Here is a 15,823-nt window from a genome sequence, read left to right on the forward strand (position 1 = left end):
TCAAGCTCCTTGTCCGGCGGGTACACGTTCGGTGGGCAGCGGTGGCGGTGGTGGGGTCCCATCGCCGAAGGGGCGGCCACCGAGTTGTTCGCGGTGATGGTCGCTGCGCCAGCCGGACAGGTCGGGACCGCGGGGCACGATCCGGCTGGGATTGATGTCGCTGTGGACGATGTAGTAGTGCGCTTTGATCTGGGTGAAGTCGATGGTGTCACCGAACCCGGGCGTCTGGAACAGGTCGCGGGCGTAGGCCCAGAGCACCGGCATCTCACTGAGCTTGGAACGGTTGCACTTGAAATGGCCGTGGTAGACCGAGTCGAAGCGGACGAGTGTGGTGAACAGCCGGATATCGGCCTCGGTGATGGTGTCGCCCACCAGGTAACGCTGCCCGCTCAGCCGTTCCGACAGGTCGTCGAGGCGGGCGAACAGCCGGTCGTAGGCCTGCTCGTAGCTGTCCTGGCTGCCCGCGAATCCGGCCCGGTACACCCCGTTGTTGACGTCGGTGAAGATCGCGTCGGTCACCTCGTCGATCTCGGCGCGCAGGTTCTCCGGGTAGAGGTCCGGTGCACCCTCTCGATGGAAATCGACCCACTCGGTGGAGAAGTCGAGGGTCATCTGCCGGAATTCGTTGGTGACAACGGCCCCGGTGGGGATGTCGACGATCGCCGGCACGGTGATGCCGCGAGGATAGTCGGGGTAGCGGGTGAGATAGGCCTGCTTGAGGCGATGGATCTTCAGGACCGGGTCGATGCCTCCGGGGTCGAGATCGAATGTCCAGCTGTCGGCGTCGTGGGTGGGTCCGCACATGCCCATGGACAGGGCATGTTCGAGGCCGAGCAGGCGGCGCACGATCATCGCGCGGTTGGCCCACGGGCAGGCCCGGGCGACGACCAGGCGATAGCGACCGGCCTGGGCCGGAAACGTCTCACCGGCAGGACCGATTCCGTCCCGGGTGATCCGGTCGTCGATGTAGTTGGTGTCGCGCACGAACTCCTGGCCGACGGTCACGTAGCCGCCGGGCACATTCCCATCGGGCACGCTTCCGTCGGACGAACTTTCTTCGGAGGTCCTCGCCTGAGTGCTCATCGTTTTCCAGACTAGCCGTCCGGAAAAGGTCTGGGCATGAGCTCTTTCTCGCGGTATATTCCGCACGGAGTATTCGGCGCCGAATAACGGTCTGGGGTATCTGTATGGACGCTCGACCAGCAGTGGCAGCCGCGGCGTTGACACCGTTGGGCGTCATGGTCCTCGGGCTCCTCGTCGAACAACCGATGCACCCCTACGAGATGTTGCAGACGCTTCGAGCGCGCAAGGAAGATCGGTTCGCAAAACTGCGGCCGGGTTCGCTCTATCACACCGTTGGTTGGCTCTGCTGTCGAAACTTGTTGCAGGTCAGTGATGTTCATCGAGACGGGAACCGACCGGAGCGAACGGTCTACGCGGTGACAGGGGAGGGGCGCAAGGCGTTGGAGGGTGCGCTCGTATCCATGCTGCGCACTCCGGCCACGGAGTATCCCGCGCTCTATCTGGCTCTGGCAGAGGCCCACACCCTGGGTCGGCACGAGGTCGTGGCGCTGCTCGACGAACGTCTGACGATCATGCGCGCCGAGCTCTCGGACATCGCGGCAGCAATGTCCGAAGCTCTCGGACAGGGGCACCCGGAGATGTTCCTGCTCGACGTCGGGTGCCGACGGGCAGTCCTCGATGCTCAGATCAGCTGGCTGGAGCAGCTGCGTACGCGGCTCGCGACCGGGGAATTGATGTGGCTGCCGGAGTACTTGCAACTGCGAAACGCCGACCCCCGGCAGGGTCGTGAAGACATCACCGGGCTGATCGCCCGGTCAGGGAACGAGGTAAGCAGTGAGTAGTCCCACCGCGGAGACCGACGCGCCGATCACCACCAGACCATGGCCGGCGCTCGGCGCGCTGTGCATCGGCTTCTTCATGATCCTGGTCGACATGACCATCGTTGCCGTTGCCCAGCCGGCCATCCAGCAGGCCCTGGACACCGACGTCAACGGCGTCATCTGGGTCTCGAGCGCCTATCTGCTCACCTACGCGGTGCCCATGCTCCTCGCCGGCCGACTCGGCGATCGCTTCGGACCCAAGCGGATCTACCAGCTCGGGCTGATTGTCTTCACGCTGGCGAGCATCCTGTGTGGCCTGGCGCAGTCGATCGAGATCTTGATCATCGCCCGCGGGCTCCAAGGCGTGGGAGCCGCGCTGATCACCCCGCAGACCATGGCCCTGATCACCCGGATGTTCCCGGCCGACAAACGTGGTGCGGCGATGGGCGTGTGGGGCACCGTCGCCGGAGTGGCGACGCTGGTCGGACCACTCGCAGGAGGAATCCTGGTCGATGGTCTGGGCTGGGAGTGGATCTTCTTCGTCAACGTGCCGGTCGGCGCGATCGGCTTGGTGTTGGCCTGGAAGCTGGTGCCCACGGTGCCGACCAACAAACGCAACTTCGATCTGATCGGTGTCGGACTCAGTGGTGTCGGTCTGGCCGCTCTGGTGTTCGCCATCCAGGACGGCGAAAAGTACGACTGGGCCGGGTGGATCTGTGCCCTGATCGGCGTCGGTCTGGTGCTGATCGCCCTGTTTGTCTACTGGCAGCACAAGATGGTCACACTGCGACCCGGATCCCAACCGCTGGTTCCGTTGAACCTCTTCCGTGATCGCAATTTCTCGCTGGCGAGTCTGGGCATCGCGACGATGGGCTTCGCGACCGCGGGCATGATGGTCCCGCTGATGTACTACTTACAGCTCGTCGGTGGCCTGTCCCCGACCGAATCGGCGGTGTTGACGATTCCGATGGCGGTCCTGACCGGTGTTCTGGCCCCGATCGTCGGTCAGCAGGTAGACCGGATCCACCCGCGGTACATCATCACCACGGCCTTCCTCCTCAACGCGATCGCGATCGGCTGGATCGCCGTGATCGCGACCCCGACCACACCGATCTGGCAGTTGCTCCTACCGGTGAGCCTCATGGGTGTCGCGAGCTCCGGCATCTGGGCGCCGCTGGCGGCGACCGCCACCCGGAATCTGCCGATGAGCAGTGCCGGAGCTGGGTCTGGCGTCTACAACACCACGCGCCTGATCGGTTCGGTGCTCGGCAGTGCGGCTGTCGGAGCCCTGATCCAGACCCGTCTGGCAGCAGAGTTGCCGCAATTCGGTGGCAACTCGATGGACGATGTGACCGGGCGTCTGCCCGAACAGGTGCGCGATGGTTTCGCGACGGCGATGGGGCAGACGCTGCTGCTGCCCGCGGCCGCATTGCTTCTGGGTGTGGTTGCGGCGCTGTTCTTTGCCCGACCTCGGCATATGGGCGCATCAGGTGATCCGGATCCGACCCCGCCCACGCCGGGGGAGGCAAAGATGTCCGACATCCCCGCCGGCGGTGGCGTTTGACGGAGCTGCGCGGGCGGGATGTACTGGGCGACATGCACAGTGACGTCCCGGGCCCGCGCCGTCTGTCCGTAGAGGATCGTCGGGCACAGTTGGTGGAGAGTGCCCTGGCATTGGCCGATCGCGGTGGGATGAGCGCGGTGACCGTGCGCGGCGTCGCCGAAGAGGCCAAAGTCTCACTGGGCGTTGTGCATTACTGCTTCGACGACAAAGAGCAGCTCGTCGCGGCGATGATCGAGAAGGTGATCACCGAACAACTCGAGGCGCTGACCGGTTCGATCCCGACCGGCACCCTCGAGACCGGCCGAGATGCGTTGCACACCTGGGTCGAGGAGGCGCTCACCGGGGTGTGGCGCCGCGCCGCGGAATTCCCTGATCGCTGGTTACTGATGATCGAATCGATGCTGTTCTCGTTGCGGCAGCCGAGCGGTTCGGCCTCTGCCGGTCAGGCTCTGGTGCAACATCAGACCGCTGAGAAGTACGGGCGCGCTTACCTATCGGAGATCGGTGAGCGCTGTCAGATGAAGTGGGACATCGATGATCGAACCCTGGTTCGGTCCGCATTGCAGATGCTTTTCGGAACAGTGCAGTGGTGGCTGGTCGATCGCGACGATGCCGCTGCACGCAGGTCACTCTCGCTCGTGGCCGGCCTGATCGCCGACTCCGCCTCACCCAGGTAGCTCAGCCGGCCACCGACACCGCGATGGTGTGCAGGCCGGTGGCTCCATCCGGAACCGACGGCGCCTGCGCCTCGATCTGTGGCTGACCGTCACCGTCGATGGACCGGACGGTCAGTTCATGTGTGCCGGGTTGGGCGTCCCAGTCCCATTTCCACAACCGCCAGGCGTCGAGAAGATCCGGTGCCAGGGCCTCGGCGTCGTTCCACGGGCCGTCATCGACGCGGACCTGGACCCCACGGATGCCGCGGCCCTGGGCCCAGGCAACGCCACCCACCGTCACCGGTCCGGTGGCCACCGAGGAGTTCGGCCGGGGTACGTCGATCCGAGAGCTGGTCTTGATCGGGCCCTTCTCCGCCCAGCCGAGTGTCGTCCAGTAGGCCCGGGCCCGATCGAACCGGGTGACCTCGAGCGACACCACCCATTTGGTGGCCGAGACGTACCCGTACAGACCCGGAACCACCATGCGCACCGGGTAACCGTGCTCGACGGGCAGCGGCTGTCCGTTCATACCGACCGCGAGCATCGCGTCCCGGTTGTCGGTCAGCGCGGTCAGGGGTGTGCCGGCCGTCCATCCGTCCGCGCTGGTGGACAGGACCATGTCCGCGTCGTCCGCCGGTCCGGCGAGGGCGAGCAGATCGCGGAGCCGGTAGCCGGTCCATCTGGCGTTGCCGACCAGATCTCCGCCCACACTGTTCGACACACACGTCAGCGTCACCACCGCGTCGAATGCCGTGTGGTCGCGGCGCAATTGACCGAGGTCGATGCGGATCTCGCGGTCGACCATCCCGTGGATCCGCAGCGACCATGAATCGCTCTTCACCTGGGGGACGGTCAGCGCGGTGTCGATGCGATAGAAGTCCTTGTTGGGGGTGATGAACGGGGTGACGTCATCGAGGTCCGGCGCGACGGTGGTCACCGTGTTCGCGGCGGACGGCAGATCGAAGGCGGCGCGATCGGCGCCGACGGAGCCGGTGGTGCGCCACAGCATCCACCCGCCGAGTCCGGTGACCGCGACGGCACCACCGACGGTGGAGACCCCGACCAGGAACTGTCGTCGTTCGACCTCCGGTGCGACGCCGCGTGTTTCGTGCTCGTCGGTCGACTGATCCAAATGTGGCGTCACAGCTGTTGCGGCGCTTGGGGTGCCGGGTTGAATGCGACGCATGAGGATGTGCAGCGCGATCATCGCGACGGCAACGCCGAGCAAGGTGGGCAGCGCCCAGGTCCACGCCGCGGTCGGCCGGTCCAGCGCGGCAGCGATCCCGACGGCGCCGACCACGCCGAAGATCACCGGTCCGGCCGGCGGTCGCTTCAGTTCGGCTGGCCCGGCGAGGGCTGCGAGCAGTGCCATGATCGCCGCAATCGACATGAGGAGGACCGGTTTGTCGGCGGTGCCGAATGTGTCGATGGCCCATTCACGCATCGACGCGGGCGCGCCGTCGATGACTGCGGAGCCGACCGCGTGAAGCGGGGCCGCGCCGCGATCGACCAGGAGTGCGCAGAGGTAACCGACGCCGACACCGAGCGCGGCAGACAGGACTCCGCTGATCGTCGCGGCGAGCGCACGTTCACGCGGGGAGAAGGACATGGGATCAGTATCCCCTCGCCGGAGCCCGGTCGGCGGCCGGTGAGTTGCACCGGGGCCGGAAGAGCCGCTGACCGCGGACTCGCGTTTGTTGACGACTGTCGTACGATATGACCCTTGCTTCGGGGGGTTGTGGGGGAGGAACGCAGATGTTGCCAGAGGCGGTTCCCACCCGGGCCGATCGAATGCGCGACGTCGTCGCGGCGGTTGCGCTGCTGGTGTCGTTGGGTCTGGACTGGAACGCCGACTCGGTTGCGTTGCTTCGGGTGGACGCGGCGCTCATCACCGGGATCTCGTTGTTGTCACTGCTGTTGCCTGCGGCAAGTCGGCGGGGGCTGTTCGGGCCGACCTGGTCCCCGGCGCGGTTGCGGACGGCGAAACTGGTCGCCGGGGTGCCGTACCTGGTTCTGGTGACGGTGTATTTGTTCTGGGACGTCCTGAGCCGATGGCTCGAAGTGTCCTACGGCAGTACCGGTTTGGGTCCGGCGGTGTGGATCGGTCTGGTCGGGGCGGTGTTGGCGGCCCAACCGCGCCGGTCGGATCTGTTCGACCTGGCTCCCGGCGCCTCCTCGCGGGCGGGTCTGCAGGCGCGGTTGGTGTTGATCAGTCTCGGAGTGCTGTTCACCGTGTCGTCCGTTGCCGGCGCGTCGACCTCGGTCTTTCGCTTCTTCGACGGCATCGATGCGGTCGCCGGGCTCCGGGTCGGGGTGCTCAACCCATTGGTCGATGCACTTGCCGCCCTGGTCTGGCTGGTCATCATCGGCCGGCTGATCTGGGCCGCGGCGGTCGGCAGACCGGGTGCCGGATTGGCACTTTCGCTGCCGGCCTGGGCGGTTGCCGGATGGGCGATCATGGTCTCGTTGCCCGCCATGCCGTACCTGTCGGTGGACACCGTGCAGTTGTCCCACCTGGGTCTGGGCCTGCTCGGTGGGATCGGGGCCGCCGCACTGTCGCCGGCGTTGCCCACCCGTCCGTCGTGGACCCAGGCGCAGTACTACGGGCCGCCACTGGGTCTGGTGGCCGCGGTCTCGGCATTGTGGGTTGCGTTGTCGGTGGTTCGGCTCACGCTCTATTCCGCGTCGGCCGCGACACTCGGCGCGCTGTTGTTCTTCACGATCGCCCTGGCCGGGGCAGTGCTCACCCGAGATCGGCTGTCCGGCAGCCATGCCGACCAGCGCAAGACCCTGCTGCTGCTGGCGGTGATCCTGTTCGCCTGCGGGCTCGCCGTCCTGCTCCTGATGAGCCTTCGGGTCGACTGGAACCAGCCCGCGCCGATGGCATTGTGGCTCAACGCGGTTGTCGTACCGGTGTTCATCATCTGGCGAGAAGCCCTCGCGCCGGCGATGTTCGGACCGGCGGACACGCCGGACACGTCGGATGGGTTCGGTCCGTGGCACCGCCACGACAGCGGTGCGACCGGAAGGGAAACGGCAGCTTCGCCACCGCAGGGCCCGCGATGAACCCCGACGACCGCGTTGTGTCGGTGCAGCCCCGGACCGGACTGTTCAAGGCGCTGCTCGTGGTCGTGGTGGTGTCCGCGCTGGCGGTGTGCGGCTTCCTGATCAACCGGATACTGGTGTCCGGGGTCGATGGCGCCACCTCCGCGACCGAATCGGTCGAGGAGTTCCTCGATGCCCTGGAAGACAAGGACTGGACGAGGCTCGGTGTGCTGCTGCCACCGGACGAGACCTATCAGCTGGCCGGATTGCTCGAGGATTCGGTGGACGTTCAACGCAAGGCCGGTCTGTCGTCGGACACGGTGGCCGACCAACTCGACGGCGTCGAGATCGATGTGTCAGATCTGTCGGTGTCGTCGCAGGCCCTTGGCGGCGACCTCGCGAAGGTCTCGATCGATCGCGCCGAGGTCGTGGTGACGATCGACGCCGGGACGGTGCAATCGGTCGCCGAACAGATCCCTGCCCTCGACACCGGCGAACGCGGCCCCATCGAGGTCACCATCTCGATCGACGGTCCATCCGTCGGCTATTCGCTGACCACCGGCACCGACCGGGATTCCGGCAGGGACACAATGCTGCTCCGGGGCGACGAACAGTCCCCGTTCCTGATGTCGGTGCGACGGGACGGGAGTTGGTATGTCAGTCCGGCATTCACCGCAGCCCAGTACATCGCAGAGGAATCAGGGTGGGAAACAGTCGATCCCGGCCAATCGCAGATCACCTACGACTCACCGCGGGCCGCAGCCGACGGGTTTGTCGACGGATTGATCAGGACCATCGAGACGTCCGACATCAACCATGTCGCCGACGCGATGGGTGGTGTGGAATCCCGCCTGCTCAAGGCCTACGCCGCGGGTATCAACGGCGAACTCGGTCCGGACGCCGACTTGGGGTTCGCTGACGAGATCGCGGTGCAGATCGAGGACATCGCGTACAGCGTGAGCCCCGGTGAGGACGGGCAGGCGCGCGTGAGGGTCGACCGGATCCGCGCGACGGCCCGTGACGGGGACGCCGTTGCGGACATCGTGTTCGACGGGGACTGTCTGAGCACCGATTCGGCCGCGGACAGCGAGGGGGTCTGCGTCTCCGGGGGTGGTGGCTTCGCCGCCGGGCTCTATTCGGCACTGGGTCACCTGGTGGCGGTGCCGGCCGACGGTGGCTGGAAGATCAGCCCGGTCGCGACCGGCTTCGACTGGATCGGGATCATCCAGGAGCAGATTGCCGGACTCGACGGCGATCTGCTCGCAGCGCTCACCCGGATGGATTTCTCCAGGATCGTCGATCGGGAGCCGGCTGCCGGCCTCGGGCCCGACGACGAGGTCGTCGTCGAGGTGGAACCGGTCAGCGACGCGATCAGAGCCGGGATCGCGGTTATCGAACCCGCGCCCGCGGGCGACCTGGTGGAATTCTCCTGTTCGGCGCAGGCGGTGCCGGGTTTCTGCGAGATCGTGGTGGTCGACGCCGACGGCGGGATACAGGGCCGGGAGAGTCTCTACGACGACGGCGGCTCACAGTACGGATACGAGGTGACCGCAGGCACCCGCGTCATCGTGTTGGCGGTCGCCGGAATGGTGACGGTGGACAGCGAGCGGGGCTGATCGGTCGGTGACCCACCGCGGCAGGTCCAACGCTCTGTCGTAGCGCCCTCGTAGGATCGTCGCAGTTGCCGACGAAACCCCCCGAGAGGAGTCACCTGTGAGTGTCGCGCTTCCACTGTTCGAGCCCGCCACCGAGGTGACGTTCATCCACACTGCCGACTGGCAGTTGGGCATGACCCGGCATTTCCTCAAAGGCGATGCGCAGGCGCGGTACACAGCTGCCCGTCAAGAGGCGATCGGCCGGATCGGTCAGTTGGCATCGCAGCATCATGCCGAGTTCGTCCTGGTGTGCGGCGATGTGTTCGAGGACCGGCAGGTCTCCTCCCGGGTGATCCGCCAAAGCCTCGACGAACTGTCGCAGGTGCCGGTTCCGGTGTATCTGCTGCCGGGCAACCACGACCCGATGGACGCATCGAGTATCTACAGCTCCCGGGTGTTCACCGAACACCTGCCGACGAACGTGCACGTTCTGGGCACCCCCGGTCCGGTGCAGGTGCGGCCGGGCATCCGGATCATCGCGGCGCCGTGGACCACCAAGGTGCCCTTGTCGGATCTGCTGGCCAGGCAAATTGACGGTCTGTCGCCCGGTGAGGACATCCGAATCGTCGCCGGCCACGGTCGCGTCGACTACCTCGCACCCGATTCCGACGATCCCACGCTGATCGGTGTCGGCGATCTGGAACGGGCGATCGACGAGGGACTGGTCGATTACGTGGCACTGGGGGATCGGCACTCGGCCACCGAAGTCGGTCGAACCGGGCGCATCTGGTACTCCGGTGCCCAAGAGGTCACCAACTACGACCACAAGGAGTCCGATCCGGGGCAGGTGCTGGTGGTGACGCTCACCCGCGGCGCCGGTCTGCCCGGGCAGGATCCCGACGCCGGCCCGCAATCGGTGACCGTGACGCCGCATGCGGTGGGCCAGTGGTCATTCCGGACCATCGAGCACGACGTGAACGGCGCCGACGACATCGTCGAGCTGCGCCACCGGCTGGACGCCATCGACAACAAGACGCGCACCGTGGTCCAGCTCGCGCTGTGTGGTGCGGTGACCATCACGCAGCGGGCAGAGCTCGACGAGATGCTCGATCAGTTCGCGGACAGGTTTGCCGCCCAGACGTTCTGGGCCTTGAAACACGATCTGGTGATCCGGCCTGGACCGGATGATTTCGACCAGCTGGCCCTGAGCGGTTTCATCGGCGATGCGGTGGCCGAGTTGTCGAGCGTCGCCGTCGGCCCCGATTCGGAGGCGGCCACTGCACAGGAGGCACTGGCCCTTCTGTTCCGGTTGGCAGGGGATCGCCGGTGAAGCTGCATCGGCTGCGGCTCAGCAATTTTCGGGGGATCGTCGAGCGAGAGATCCATTTTGCTCCTGTGGGCGTGACGGTTGTCGAGGGCGCCAACGAGGCCGGCAAGTCGTCGATGATCGAGGCGCTGGACCTGCTGCTGGAGACCCGTTCCGACAGCAAGAGCACCCGGGTGCGGGCGGTGGCGCCGGCCGGTGTTGATGCCGGCAGCCTGGTGGAGGCCGATATCAGCTGTGGCCCTTACCGATTCACGTATACCAAACAGTTCAACCGGGCGGCTCGCACCGAACTGGTGATCCACGAACCGGCGCCGGAACAACTCAGCGGGCGCACCGCTCATGACCGGGTCTCCGAAATCCTTGACGGTGCGGTCGACATGGGATTGTTCAAGGCGCTGCGCCTGATGCAGTCTGCCGACCCGTGCGTCGGTGATCTCGGTGGGAGTTCGGCGTTGTCGCGGGCTCTCGACGCCGCCGGCGGTGCAGTCCATTGTGACGTCGAGGGTGCCGAGGGTAATGCGGTCCTGATGGATCGGGTCCGGACCGAATACGAACGATATTTCACCGCGTCGCAGGGTCGGCCGTCCCGCGAATTGGCCGCGGCAGCCGCCGATTTGGATGCCGCAAAGGCCCGTCATGCCGAAATGGTCGCGGTCATGGCCGAGATTGCAGGCGATTCGTCCAGACTGGATTCGCTGACCGACTCGCGCCGGGAGGTTGCCAACGCCGTGGAATTGGCCACGGTCGAGTTGGCGGCTTTGAGTTCGGAACGGGAGCAGGCCGCCGGTCTGCAGGGCCGCCACCACGATGCGCGGCAGGCGGTGCGGTTGATCGGCCAAGAACTCGCGTTGCTCGACCGCGACGTGGCGGCCCGCGCCGAGATCGACCGGCAGATCGCCGACCGCGACAGCGGTATCGAGGGCTCTGATCGGGCGCTCGAAGAACTGCGCGAAAGACTCGACGACTGTGTCCGCGAGGTCGAGGCGGTCGATCAGCGTCTCGAGGCCGCCCGCCGCAACGACGTGGAGGCAACCGAGCAGGTGGCGGCGGCACGTGCGAGCGCGCGCCTCGACGGCGCGCGGGCCCGCCACCGCGAACTCGTCGGCGTTCTCGAACGTGTCGACCGGGTACATGCCGAATTGGCGCGTTGCCGCCGCGAGGTGGCGTCGGTGGCCTACGGCAGCAAGGAGATACCGGTCGCCGAGGCGCTTTTGAACGACGTGGTGGTTGCTCGCGCGCAGGCCGAGGCCGCAGCCGCGACGATGTCGATCACCCGACTGGGCGACGGGGTCGTCGATGTCACGAGGAAGTCGGATGCCGACGGACCGGCCGCCGGCGATGCCGAGTTCGCCGTCACCGGTGAGACCGTCGTCGAAGTGGCGGGTGTGGTTCGGGTGGTGGTCTCGCCCGGCGCCGAGTCGGCGACGCTCGCGCACCGCGTGACTCAGGCGCAGCGGGCGCTGGCCGGCTTTTTGTCCGAACGTGGTGTCGAGGACGTCGCGGAGCTTCGAGCGCTTGTGCGACGGCGTGAGCGGGCACAGAGCGCGCTCGAGGCTCAGCAGGCGCAGCTCGCCGGGATCCTCGGTGATCACGACGAGGTTGCCCTGCGTGCCGAATGTTCCGAACTCGGTGAGCGTCTGGGTGGGACCGATGCCCGGTCCGAGGACGCCCTCGATGTGGCAGAGGTCGAGCAGGCATCGAATCTGGCGGCCGCCGCCGTGGCCCGACTGTCCGAGACTGCGACCGGGTTACGCAGCCGCCGAAGCGGTCTCGATGCCGAGATGCGCAGGCTGGGGGACAACGCCGCAGAACTTCGCAGGCAACGTGACGAACTGCAGGTGCAACGCGCCGAGTTGACCGAGTCTGCCGATGACGCCGACCTGGCGCGCCGCCGCGGCGACCTACTCGCCCAGCTGGCCGAGGCCGAGCGGGCGCTGGTCCAGATCGACGCGCAGATCGCCGACGCCGATCTGGAGACCCTCGAGATGCGGTACGCGAACCAGGCTGCGGTGGTCGAGCAGGGACAACCCAAACTCAAGTCGCTCAGCGATGAGATCAACGAGCTCCGAGCGCGCATCGACATTCGGCGTGACGACGGCAAGCTCGATCAACTGCACCGGGCCGCAACCGAATTGGAGAGTGCGCAAGCGGAATATTCTAGGGTCCAGATGCGGGCGGATGCTGTTGCGCTGTTGATGAAGACACTGGAACGTCACCGGGACAACACCCGGCGGCGATACGTCGCACCCTTTTCCGATCAGATCCTGCGTCTCGGGAAAGTCGTGTTCGGCCCGACATTGCAGATCGGTGTGGACGAGGAGCTGCGCATCACCACCCGAACCCTCGACGGCGTGACAGTCGACCACGAGTCGTTGTCCGGGGGAGCCAAGGAACAACTCGGCATCATCAGTCGGCTGGCCTGCGCAATGCTGGTCGACCCGGTCGACGGTGTGCCGGTGATCATCGATGACGCACTCGGGTACACCGACCCGGGCCGATTGGCGGGCATGGCCACCGTTCTCGGGCATGCCGGCCGGCAGACCCAGGTGATCGTCCTGACCTGTACCCCGGCCCGCTATTCCGGTGTCGGGGGAGCGCAGCTGGTGGCCGTCTGAGACCAACTCGTCCTGGCGTTTTGGGTTGGCCGAGTCTGATGCGCTACGCTGATCCTCGCCCGATGAGCCCCCGTAGCTCAGGGGATAGAGCGTCCGCCTCCGGAGCGGAAGGCCGCAGGTTCGAATCCTGCCGGGGGCACTTTTCTTCTTTCTGGCGTGACCCTTTTTTCTTTCCGCGTCACGTCGATTCCCGGCCGAGATCCCGTTCGCCAAACTCGCTGAGCACGCGGACTCGGCGGTTCACCGTCGCGACGTCTTCAATGCTGTTGTGGTTCACCTAAAGTCGCAGATGGTCCGTCAGGCCATCGTCCGGGACTTGTGCAGCAGATCCTTCGTGCGCATATAGTTAGTGCAATAACTATGTCGGCACGAGCAAAGAGGTGTGATGTCTGACGAACTGCTGATCGAGGGCGACCCGTTGGCCCTCGAACGTCAGGTCTGCTTTGCACTGGCCGTGGCCAACCGGACGGTCCTGGGTGTCTACCGGCCGCTGCTCGAACCACTGGGACTGACCCACCCGCAATACCTGGTGATGCTGGCGCTCTGGGAGCGGGCGCCGATGTCGGTACGTGAGATCGCCGAAGCCCTGCGGCTCGATTCGCCGACCCTTTCGCCACTGCTCAAGCGGTTGGAGACAGCCGGATTGATCACCCGCACCCGCAGCGTCACCGACGAACGGCAACTGGTTGTCGAACTCACCGAGACCGGCCGCGAACTCCGGACCCAAGCGGAGAAGATCCCGTTCGCAGTCGTCCGGACGCTCGGTGTCGACCTGGACGTCCTCGAAGAGCTGCACCGGGTCCTGGGCACTGTAAACCAGGCGGCGGAAGCGGCCATCGCCACCGGCACGATCACCCTGGAACCTTAGGGTTCCAATGCATTTCAGGAGCAACAAGATGACGCAGCGCAGACGGCCGAACCCGTGGCAGTGGATCGCTTACAGCTGGGGGCGCAAGCTGCCCGACGAGTTGCAGGATTGGGTCCGGCACGACCTGACGGGTCGCTGGCGGGTTCCGCGGCACCTCCTACGCGGAATGATCCCGTTCCTGCCCGTCTTTGCGCTGTTCCTGCTCTTCCCGGGACCGATCTATCTGCGACTGGCGATGATCCTGCTGGGACTCATCCTGGCGTTGTTCTACTGCAGTGCCTACATGCAGATGAACCGGGAGCACCGGCTCGAACTCCACGGCCTGCCCTCTGACCTCGAGAGTCCCGAACGGGTCCGCAAGCATGACGCCAACCGGGCTGCCTACGAGAAGATCCACGGCCGCAGCGTCCCGGTGCAGCAGCGGCGCAATCTGCGCTGAGGCGCCCCCCGCGAGCAACACAAAGCCCCTGTCCGGCTTCGGACAGGGGCTTTGTCGTGCGGGGCTGATCGGACGCTTGTCGCGGTCAGTTCATCGGAAGTGGTGCCGCGCCCCGACTCTCGAGCATCTTTGTCATCGTCTCCGACTCGGCACTCTGGACGTTGATCATCTGCTGGGCCAGTTCACGGACGTAGTCCTCGCTGACATGGTCGGGATCCACCGCGTACTCCATCATCCCGATACCGCCCTGATGGTGGCGCAACATCAGTTGCAGGAAGTAGATGTCGAGCTCGCTGCCCTGTAGGGATCGCAGCTTGTTCATCTCCTCGGTGGTGGCCATCCCCGGCATCAACGCACCGGACATCGCCATGTCCATGCCGGACTCCGTGGAACCCTCCTCGGTGGACCCGCCGTGTCCGTGGCCGGCCCCGCCATCGGTCATCCAGGCCATGCGATCGCCGGAATTGTCGAGGGGGTAGTCCCAGCGGGTCAGCCACGACTGCATCTGACCGATCTGATTGACCTGCGTCGTCAGGATGTCGTAGGCCAGGCTGCGGACCTGCGGATCACTGCCGCCGTACACCTCCAGCGTGGCCATCTCGACGCCCTGCTGGTGATGCGCACTCATGTCCTGCGCGAAACCGACCGCGGCGGAATCCCCCGCGGGCCGGTTGCCGTCGCCATCATCGCCGTCGAACGTGGTGCGGAGCAACAGCCCCACCACCACTCCGACGAGCAGTACTGCGACGGCACCGAGGACGAGCACCGCGGTCTGCTGACTCCGATGACCGCGCGGCGTATCCCGATCGGTGGCGTTCCGATCGGTGTCGTCGCGGGGGCCCTCGTCCGGTGCCGTCATCAGCCTGCCGGGTTCGGCGCGGTCGGAACCATGCCGCCTTCATCGGTGGCCTGCGTGGTGCCGGCGCCGTCCATCTGGATCGCGTCGGCCGGAAGCGGACCGACATCGGCGGGCGGCGGGTTGCTCGGATCGAAGGATCCGGGGATCGCCGCACACTGCGCGCCGACCTCGGGATACGCGGTCGCGTCCGGGTAGTCGGGGTAGACCCCGGTGTTGCTGTTCTGGCGCAGCGCCTCGATGAACTGGTTGACGCGCGGGTCGCCGGCGGAGTCCAGCTTGAGCTGGTGGCCCCAGGACTGCAGCGAGATCGGCCGGTCCAGCGTCGGGTACGGCGAGAGCAGCATGTAGGACTCACCCTCGACCTTCGACTTCAGGATGTCGAGGTCGCCGGGGGCGATGGTCTCGGGGTTGTAGGCGATCCAGACCGCACCGTGCTCGAGCGAGTGGACCGCGTTCTCGGTCCGCAACTCGTTGGGGTAGACGATGCCGGTACACGTCGCCCACACGGCGTCATGCGGCCCGCCGAACGGCGGCGACTGGTCGTAGGCGACCCGCTGGGTCGGCTCGACGTGCTGACCGGCCGGGTAGTAGATCTTGGTGACGCCTTCGATCTTGTCCGAAGGATCCGGATTCGAGGAGGACGGCGTGTACTGCGCGACCTCCTGCTTGTCCTCGTACTTGGGGATCAGATAGATGGCGAGTCCGGCGACGATGAGCAGGACCACCAGTACTCCACCGACGGTGCCCCACGGGACCTGACGGCCACCGCCGGCCTTGACCACCGGTATCTGACCAGCCTTTTTCTTCTTCCCGGAGCCCGCGGGCCTCTTCGGGATGTTGCCTTTGTTCTTGGCGTCAGCCATGGATCTCTTTCGGTGCAATTCTATGGAGAGCGGACGTCGCACTGCCGACTTGGTCACCGGCGATATGAGAGTCTACGTGGGCGTCTTCACCGGGCCGAGTGTTGACAAGAACCCACCGACCGCTCCGGCAGTGACCGGTGTCAAGCCA

13 protein-coding genes and 1 tRNA gene are annotated in these 15,823 nt (G+C 66.1%); 10 read left to right on the forward strand and 4 right to left on the reverse strand.

The annotated features are described in order from the left end of the window. A complete protein-coding gene (locus AC51GT_RS24175; RefSeq protein WP_496330406.1) occupies positions 1-1,083 on the reverse strand; it encodes a glutathione S-transferase family protein in 1,083 nt (360 codons plus the stop codon). 104 nt (positions 1,084-1,187) lie between these two features. Here AC51GT_RS24175 and AC51GT_RS24180 point away from each other — a divergent pair, with 104 nt between their 5' ends. Genes AC51GT_RS24180 through AC51GT_RS24190 form a run of 3 tightly spaced genes read left to right on the forward strand, consistent with a single transcriptional unit; the run spans position 1,188 to position 4,085 of the window. Then, the gene (locus AC51GT_RS24180) at positions 1,188-1,865 is read left to right on the forward strand and encodes a PadR family transcriptional regulator (RefSeq protein WP_496330407.1); all 678 of its coding nucleotides are present in this window, start codon (positions 1,188-1,190) and stop codon (positions 1,863-1,865) included. Continuing rightward, positions 1,858-3,408 (forward strand): DHA2 family efflux MFS transporter permease subunit, encoded by a 1,551-nt coding sequence (locus AC51GT_RS24185; protein WP_496330408.1) that lies wholly within the window; start codon positions 1,858-1,860, stop codon positions 3,406-3,408. Before AC51GT_RS24180 ends, AC51GT_RS24185 begins: the two co-directional genes overlap by 8 nt. Positions 3,409-3,440: 32 nt before the next feature. After that, entirely contained in the window at positions 3,441-4,085 is a 645-nt protein-coding gene (locus AC51GT_RS24190; protein WP_496325932.1) for a TetR/AcrR family transcriptional regulator, read from the forward strand. Position 4,086: 1 nt separating this feature from the next. Here AC51GT_RS24190 and AC51GT_RS24195 read toward each other — a convergent pair whose 3' ends face one another. Beyond that, positions 4,087-5,673: a molybdopterin-dependent oxidoreductase gene (locus AC51GT_RS24195; protein WP_496330409.1), complete on the reverse strand. Its 1,587-nt coding sequence runs from the start codon at positions 5,671-5,673 to the stop codon at positions 4,087-4,089. A 146-nt stretch (positions 5,674-5,819) separates the two neighbouring features. Between AC51GT_RS24195 and AC51GT_RS24200 the strand changes: the two genes are divergently transcribed. From AC51GT_RS24200 to AC51GT_RS24230, 7 genes are all read left to right on the forward strand, one after another. After that, complete coding sequence (locus AC51GT_RS24200; RefSeq protein ID WP_496330410.1) at positions 5,820-7,130, forward strand: DUF7937 domain-containing protein; 1,311 nt, start codon at positions 5,820-5,822, stop codon at positions 7,128-7,130. Continuing rightward, the gene (locus AC51GT_RS24205) at positions 7,127-8,725 is read left to right on the forward strand and encodes a hypothetical protein (protein ID WP_496330411.1); all 1,599 of its coding nucleotides are present in this window, start codon (positions 7,127-7,129) and stop codon (positions 8,723-8,725) included. Before AC51GT_RS24200 ends, AC51GT_RS24205 begins: the two co-directional genes overlap by 4 nt. A 97-nt stretch (positions 8,726-8,822) precedes the next feature. Beyond that, positions 8,823-10,034, forward strand: coding sequence for a metallophosphoesterase family protein (locus tag AC51GT_RS24210; protein WP_496330412.1), 1,212 nt, complete (start codon positions 8,823-8,825; stop codon positions 10,032-10,034). After that, positions 10,031-12,646, forward strand: coding sequence for an ATP-binding protein (locus AC51GT_RS24215; protein WP_496330413.1), 2,616 nt, complete (start codon positions 10,031-10,033; stop codon positions 12,644-12,646). Before AC51GT_RS24210 ends, AC51GT_RS24215 begins: the two co-directional genes overlap by 4 nt. 66 nt (positions 12,647-12,712) lie before the next feature. Continuing rightward, positions 12,713-12,785: transfer RNA gene (locus AC51GT_RS24220), tRNA-Arg, on the forward strand. A 246-nt stretch (positions 12,786-13,031) separates the two neighbouring features. Beyond that, entirely contained in the window at positions 13,032-13,514 is a 483-nt protein-coding gene (locus AC51GT_RS24225) for a MarR family winged helix-turn-helix transcriptional regulator (RefSeq protein ID WP_496325926.1), read from the forward strand. 28 nt (positions 13,515-13,542) lie between these two features. Then, on the forward strand, positions 13,543-13,953 hold the full coding sequence (locus tag AC51GT_RS24230) for a DUF5313 family protein (RefSeq protein ID WP_496325925.1): 411 nt from the start codon (positions 13,543-13,545) through the stop codon (positions 13,951-13,953). An 85-nt stretch (positions 13,954-14,038) separates the two neighbouring features. Here the strand turns inward: AC51GT_RS24230 and AC51GT_RS24235 are convergent, their stop codons facing one another. Next, positions 14,039-14,812: a DUF305 domain-containing protein gene (locus tag AC51GT_RS24235; RefSeq protein WP_496330414.1), complete on the reverse strand. Its 774-nt coding sequence runs from the start codon at positions 14,810-14,812 to the stop codon at positions 14,039-14,041. Then, positions 14,812-15,675 (reverse strand): thioredoxin-like domain-containing protein, encoded by an 864-nt coding sequence (locus tag AC51GT_RS24240; protein ID WP_496325923.1) that lies wholly within the window; start codon positions 15,673-15,675, stop codon positions 14,812-14,814. Before AC51GT_RS24240 ends, AC51GT_RS24235 begins: the two co-directional genes overlap by 1 nt. Positions 15,676-15,823: the final 148 nt, after the last annotated feature.

This window comes from Williamsia sp. z34, assembly GCF_059553395.1.

What these genes read in the sequence shown, in the direction of transcription:
- AC51GT_RS24175 (WP_496330406.1), bottom strand. Translation starts at nt 1,083, where the DNA reads ATGAGCACTCAGGCGAGGACCTCCGAAGAAAGTTCGTCCGACGGAAGC.
- AC51GT_RS24180 (WP_496330407.1), top strand. Translation starts at nt 1,188, where the DNA reads ATGGACGCTCGACCAGCAGTGGCAGCCGCGGCGTTGACACCGTTGGGC.
- AC51GT_RS24190 (WP_496325932.1), top strand. Translation starts at nt 3,441, where the DNA reads ATGCACAGTGACGTCCCGGGCCCGCGCCGTCTGTCCGTAGAGGATCGT.
- AC51GT_RS24195 (WP_496330409.1), bottom strand. Translation starts at nt 5,673, where the DNA reads ATGTCCTTCTCCCCGCGTGAACGTGCGCTCGCCGCGACGATCAGCGGA.
- AC51GT_RS24200 (WP_496330410.1), top strand. Translation starts at nt 5,820, where the DNA reads ATGTTGCCAGAGGCGGTTCCCACCCGGGCCGATCGAATGCGCGACGTC.
- AC51GT_RS24205 (WP_496330411.1), top strand. Translation starts at nt 7,127, where the DNA reads ATGAACCCCGACGACCGCGTTGTGTCGGTGCAGCCCCGGACCGGACTG.
- AC51GT_RS24225 (WP_496325926.1), top strand. Translation starts at nt 13,032, where the DNA reads ATGTCTGACGAACTGCTGATCGAGGGCGACCCGTTGGCCCTCGAACGT.
- AC51GT_RS24230 (WP_496325925.1), top strand. Translation starts at nt 13,543, where the DNA reads ATGACGCAGCGCAGACGGCCGAACCCGTGGCAGTGGATCGCTTACAGC.
- AC51GT_RS24235 (WP_496330414.1), bottom strand. Translation starts at nt 14,812, where the DNA reads ATGACGGCACCGGACGAGGGCCCCCGCGACGACACCGATCGGAACGCC.
- AC51GT_RS24240 (WP_496325923.1), bottom strand. Translation starts at nt 15,675, where the DNA reads ATGGCTGACGCCAAGAACAAAGGCAACATCCCGAAGAGGCCCGCGGGC.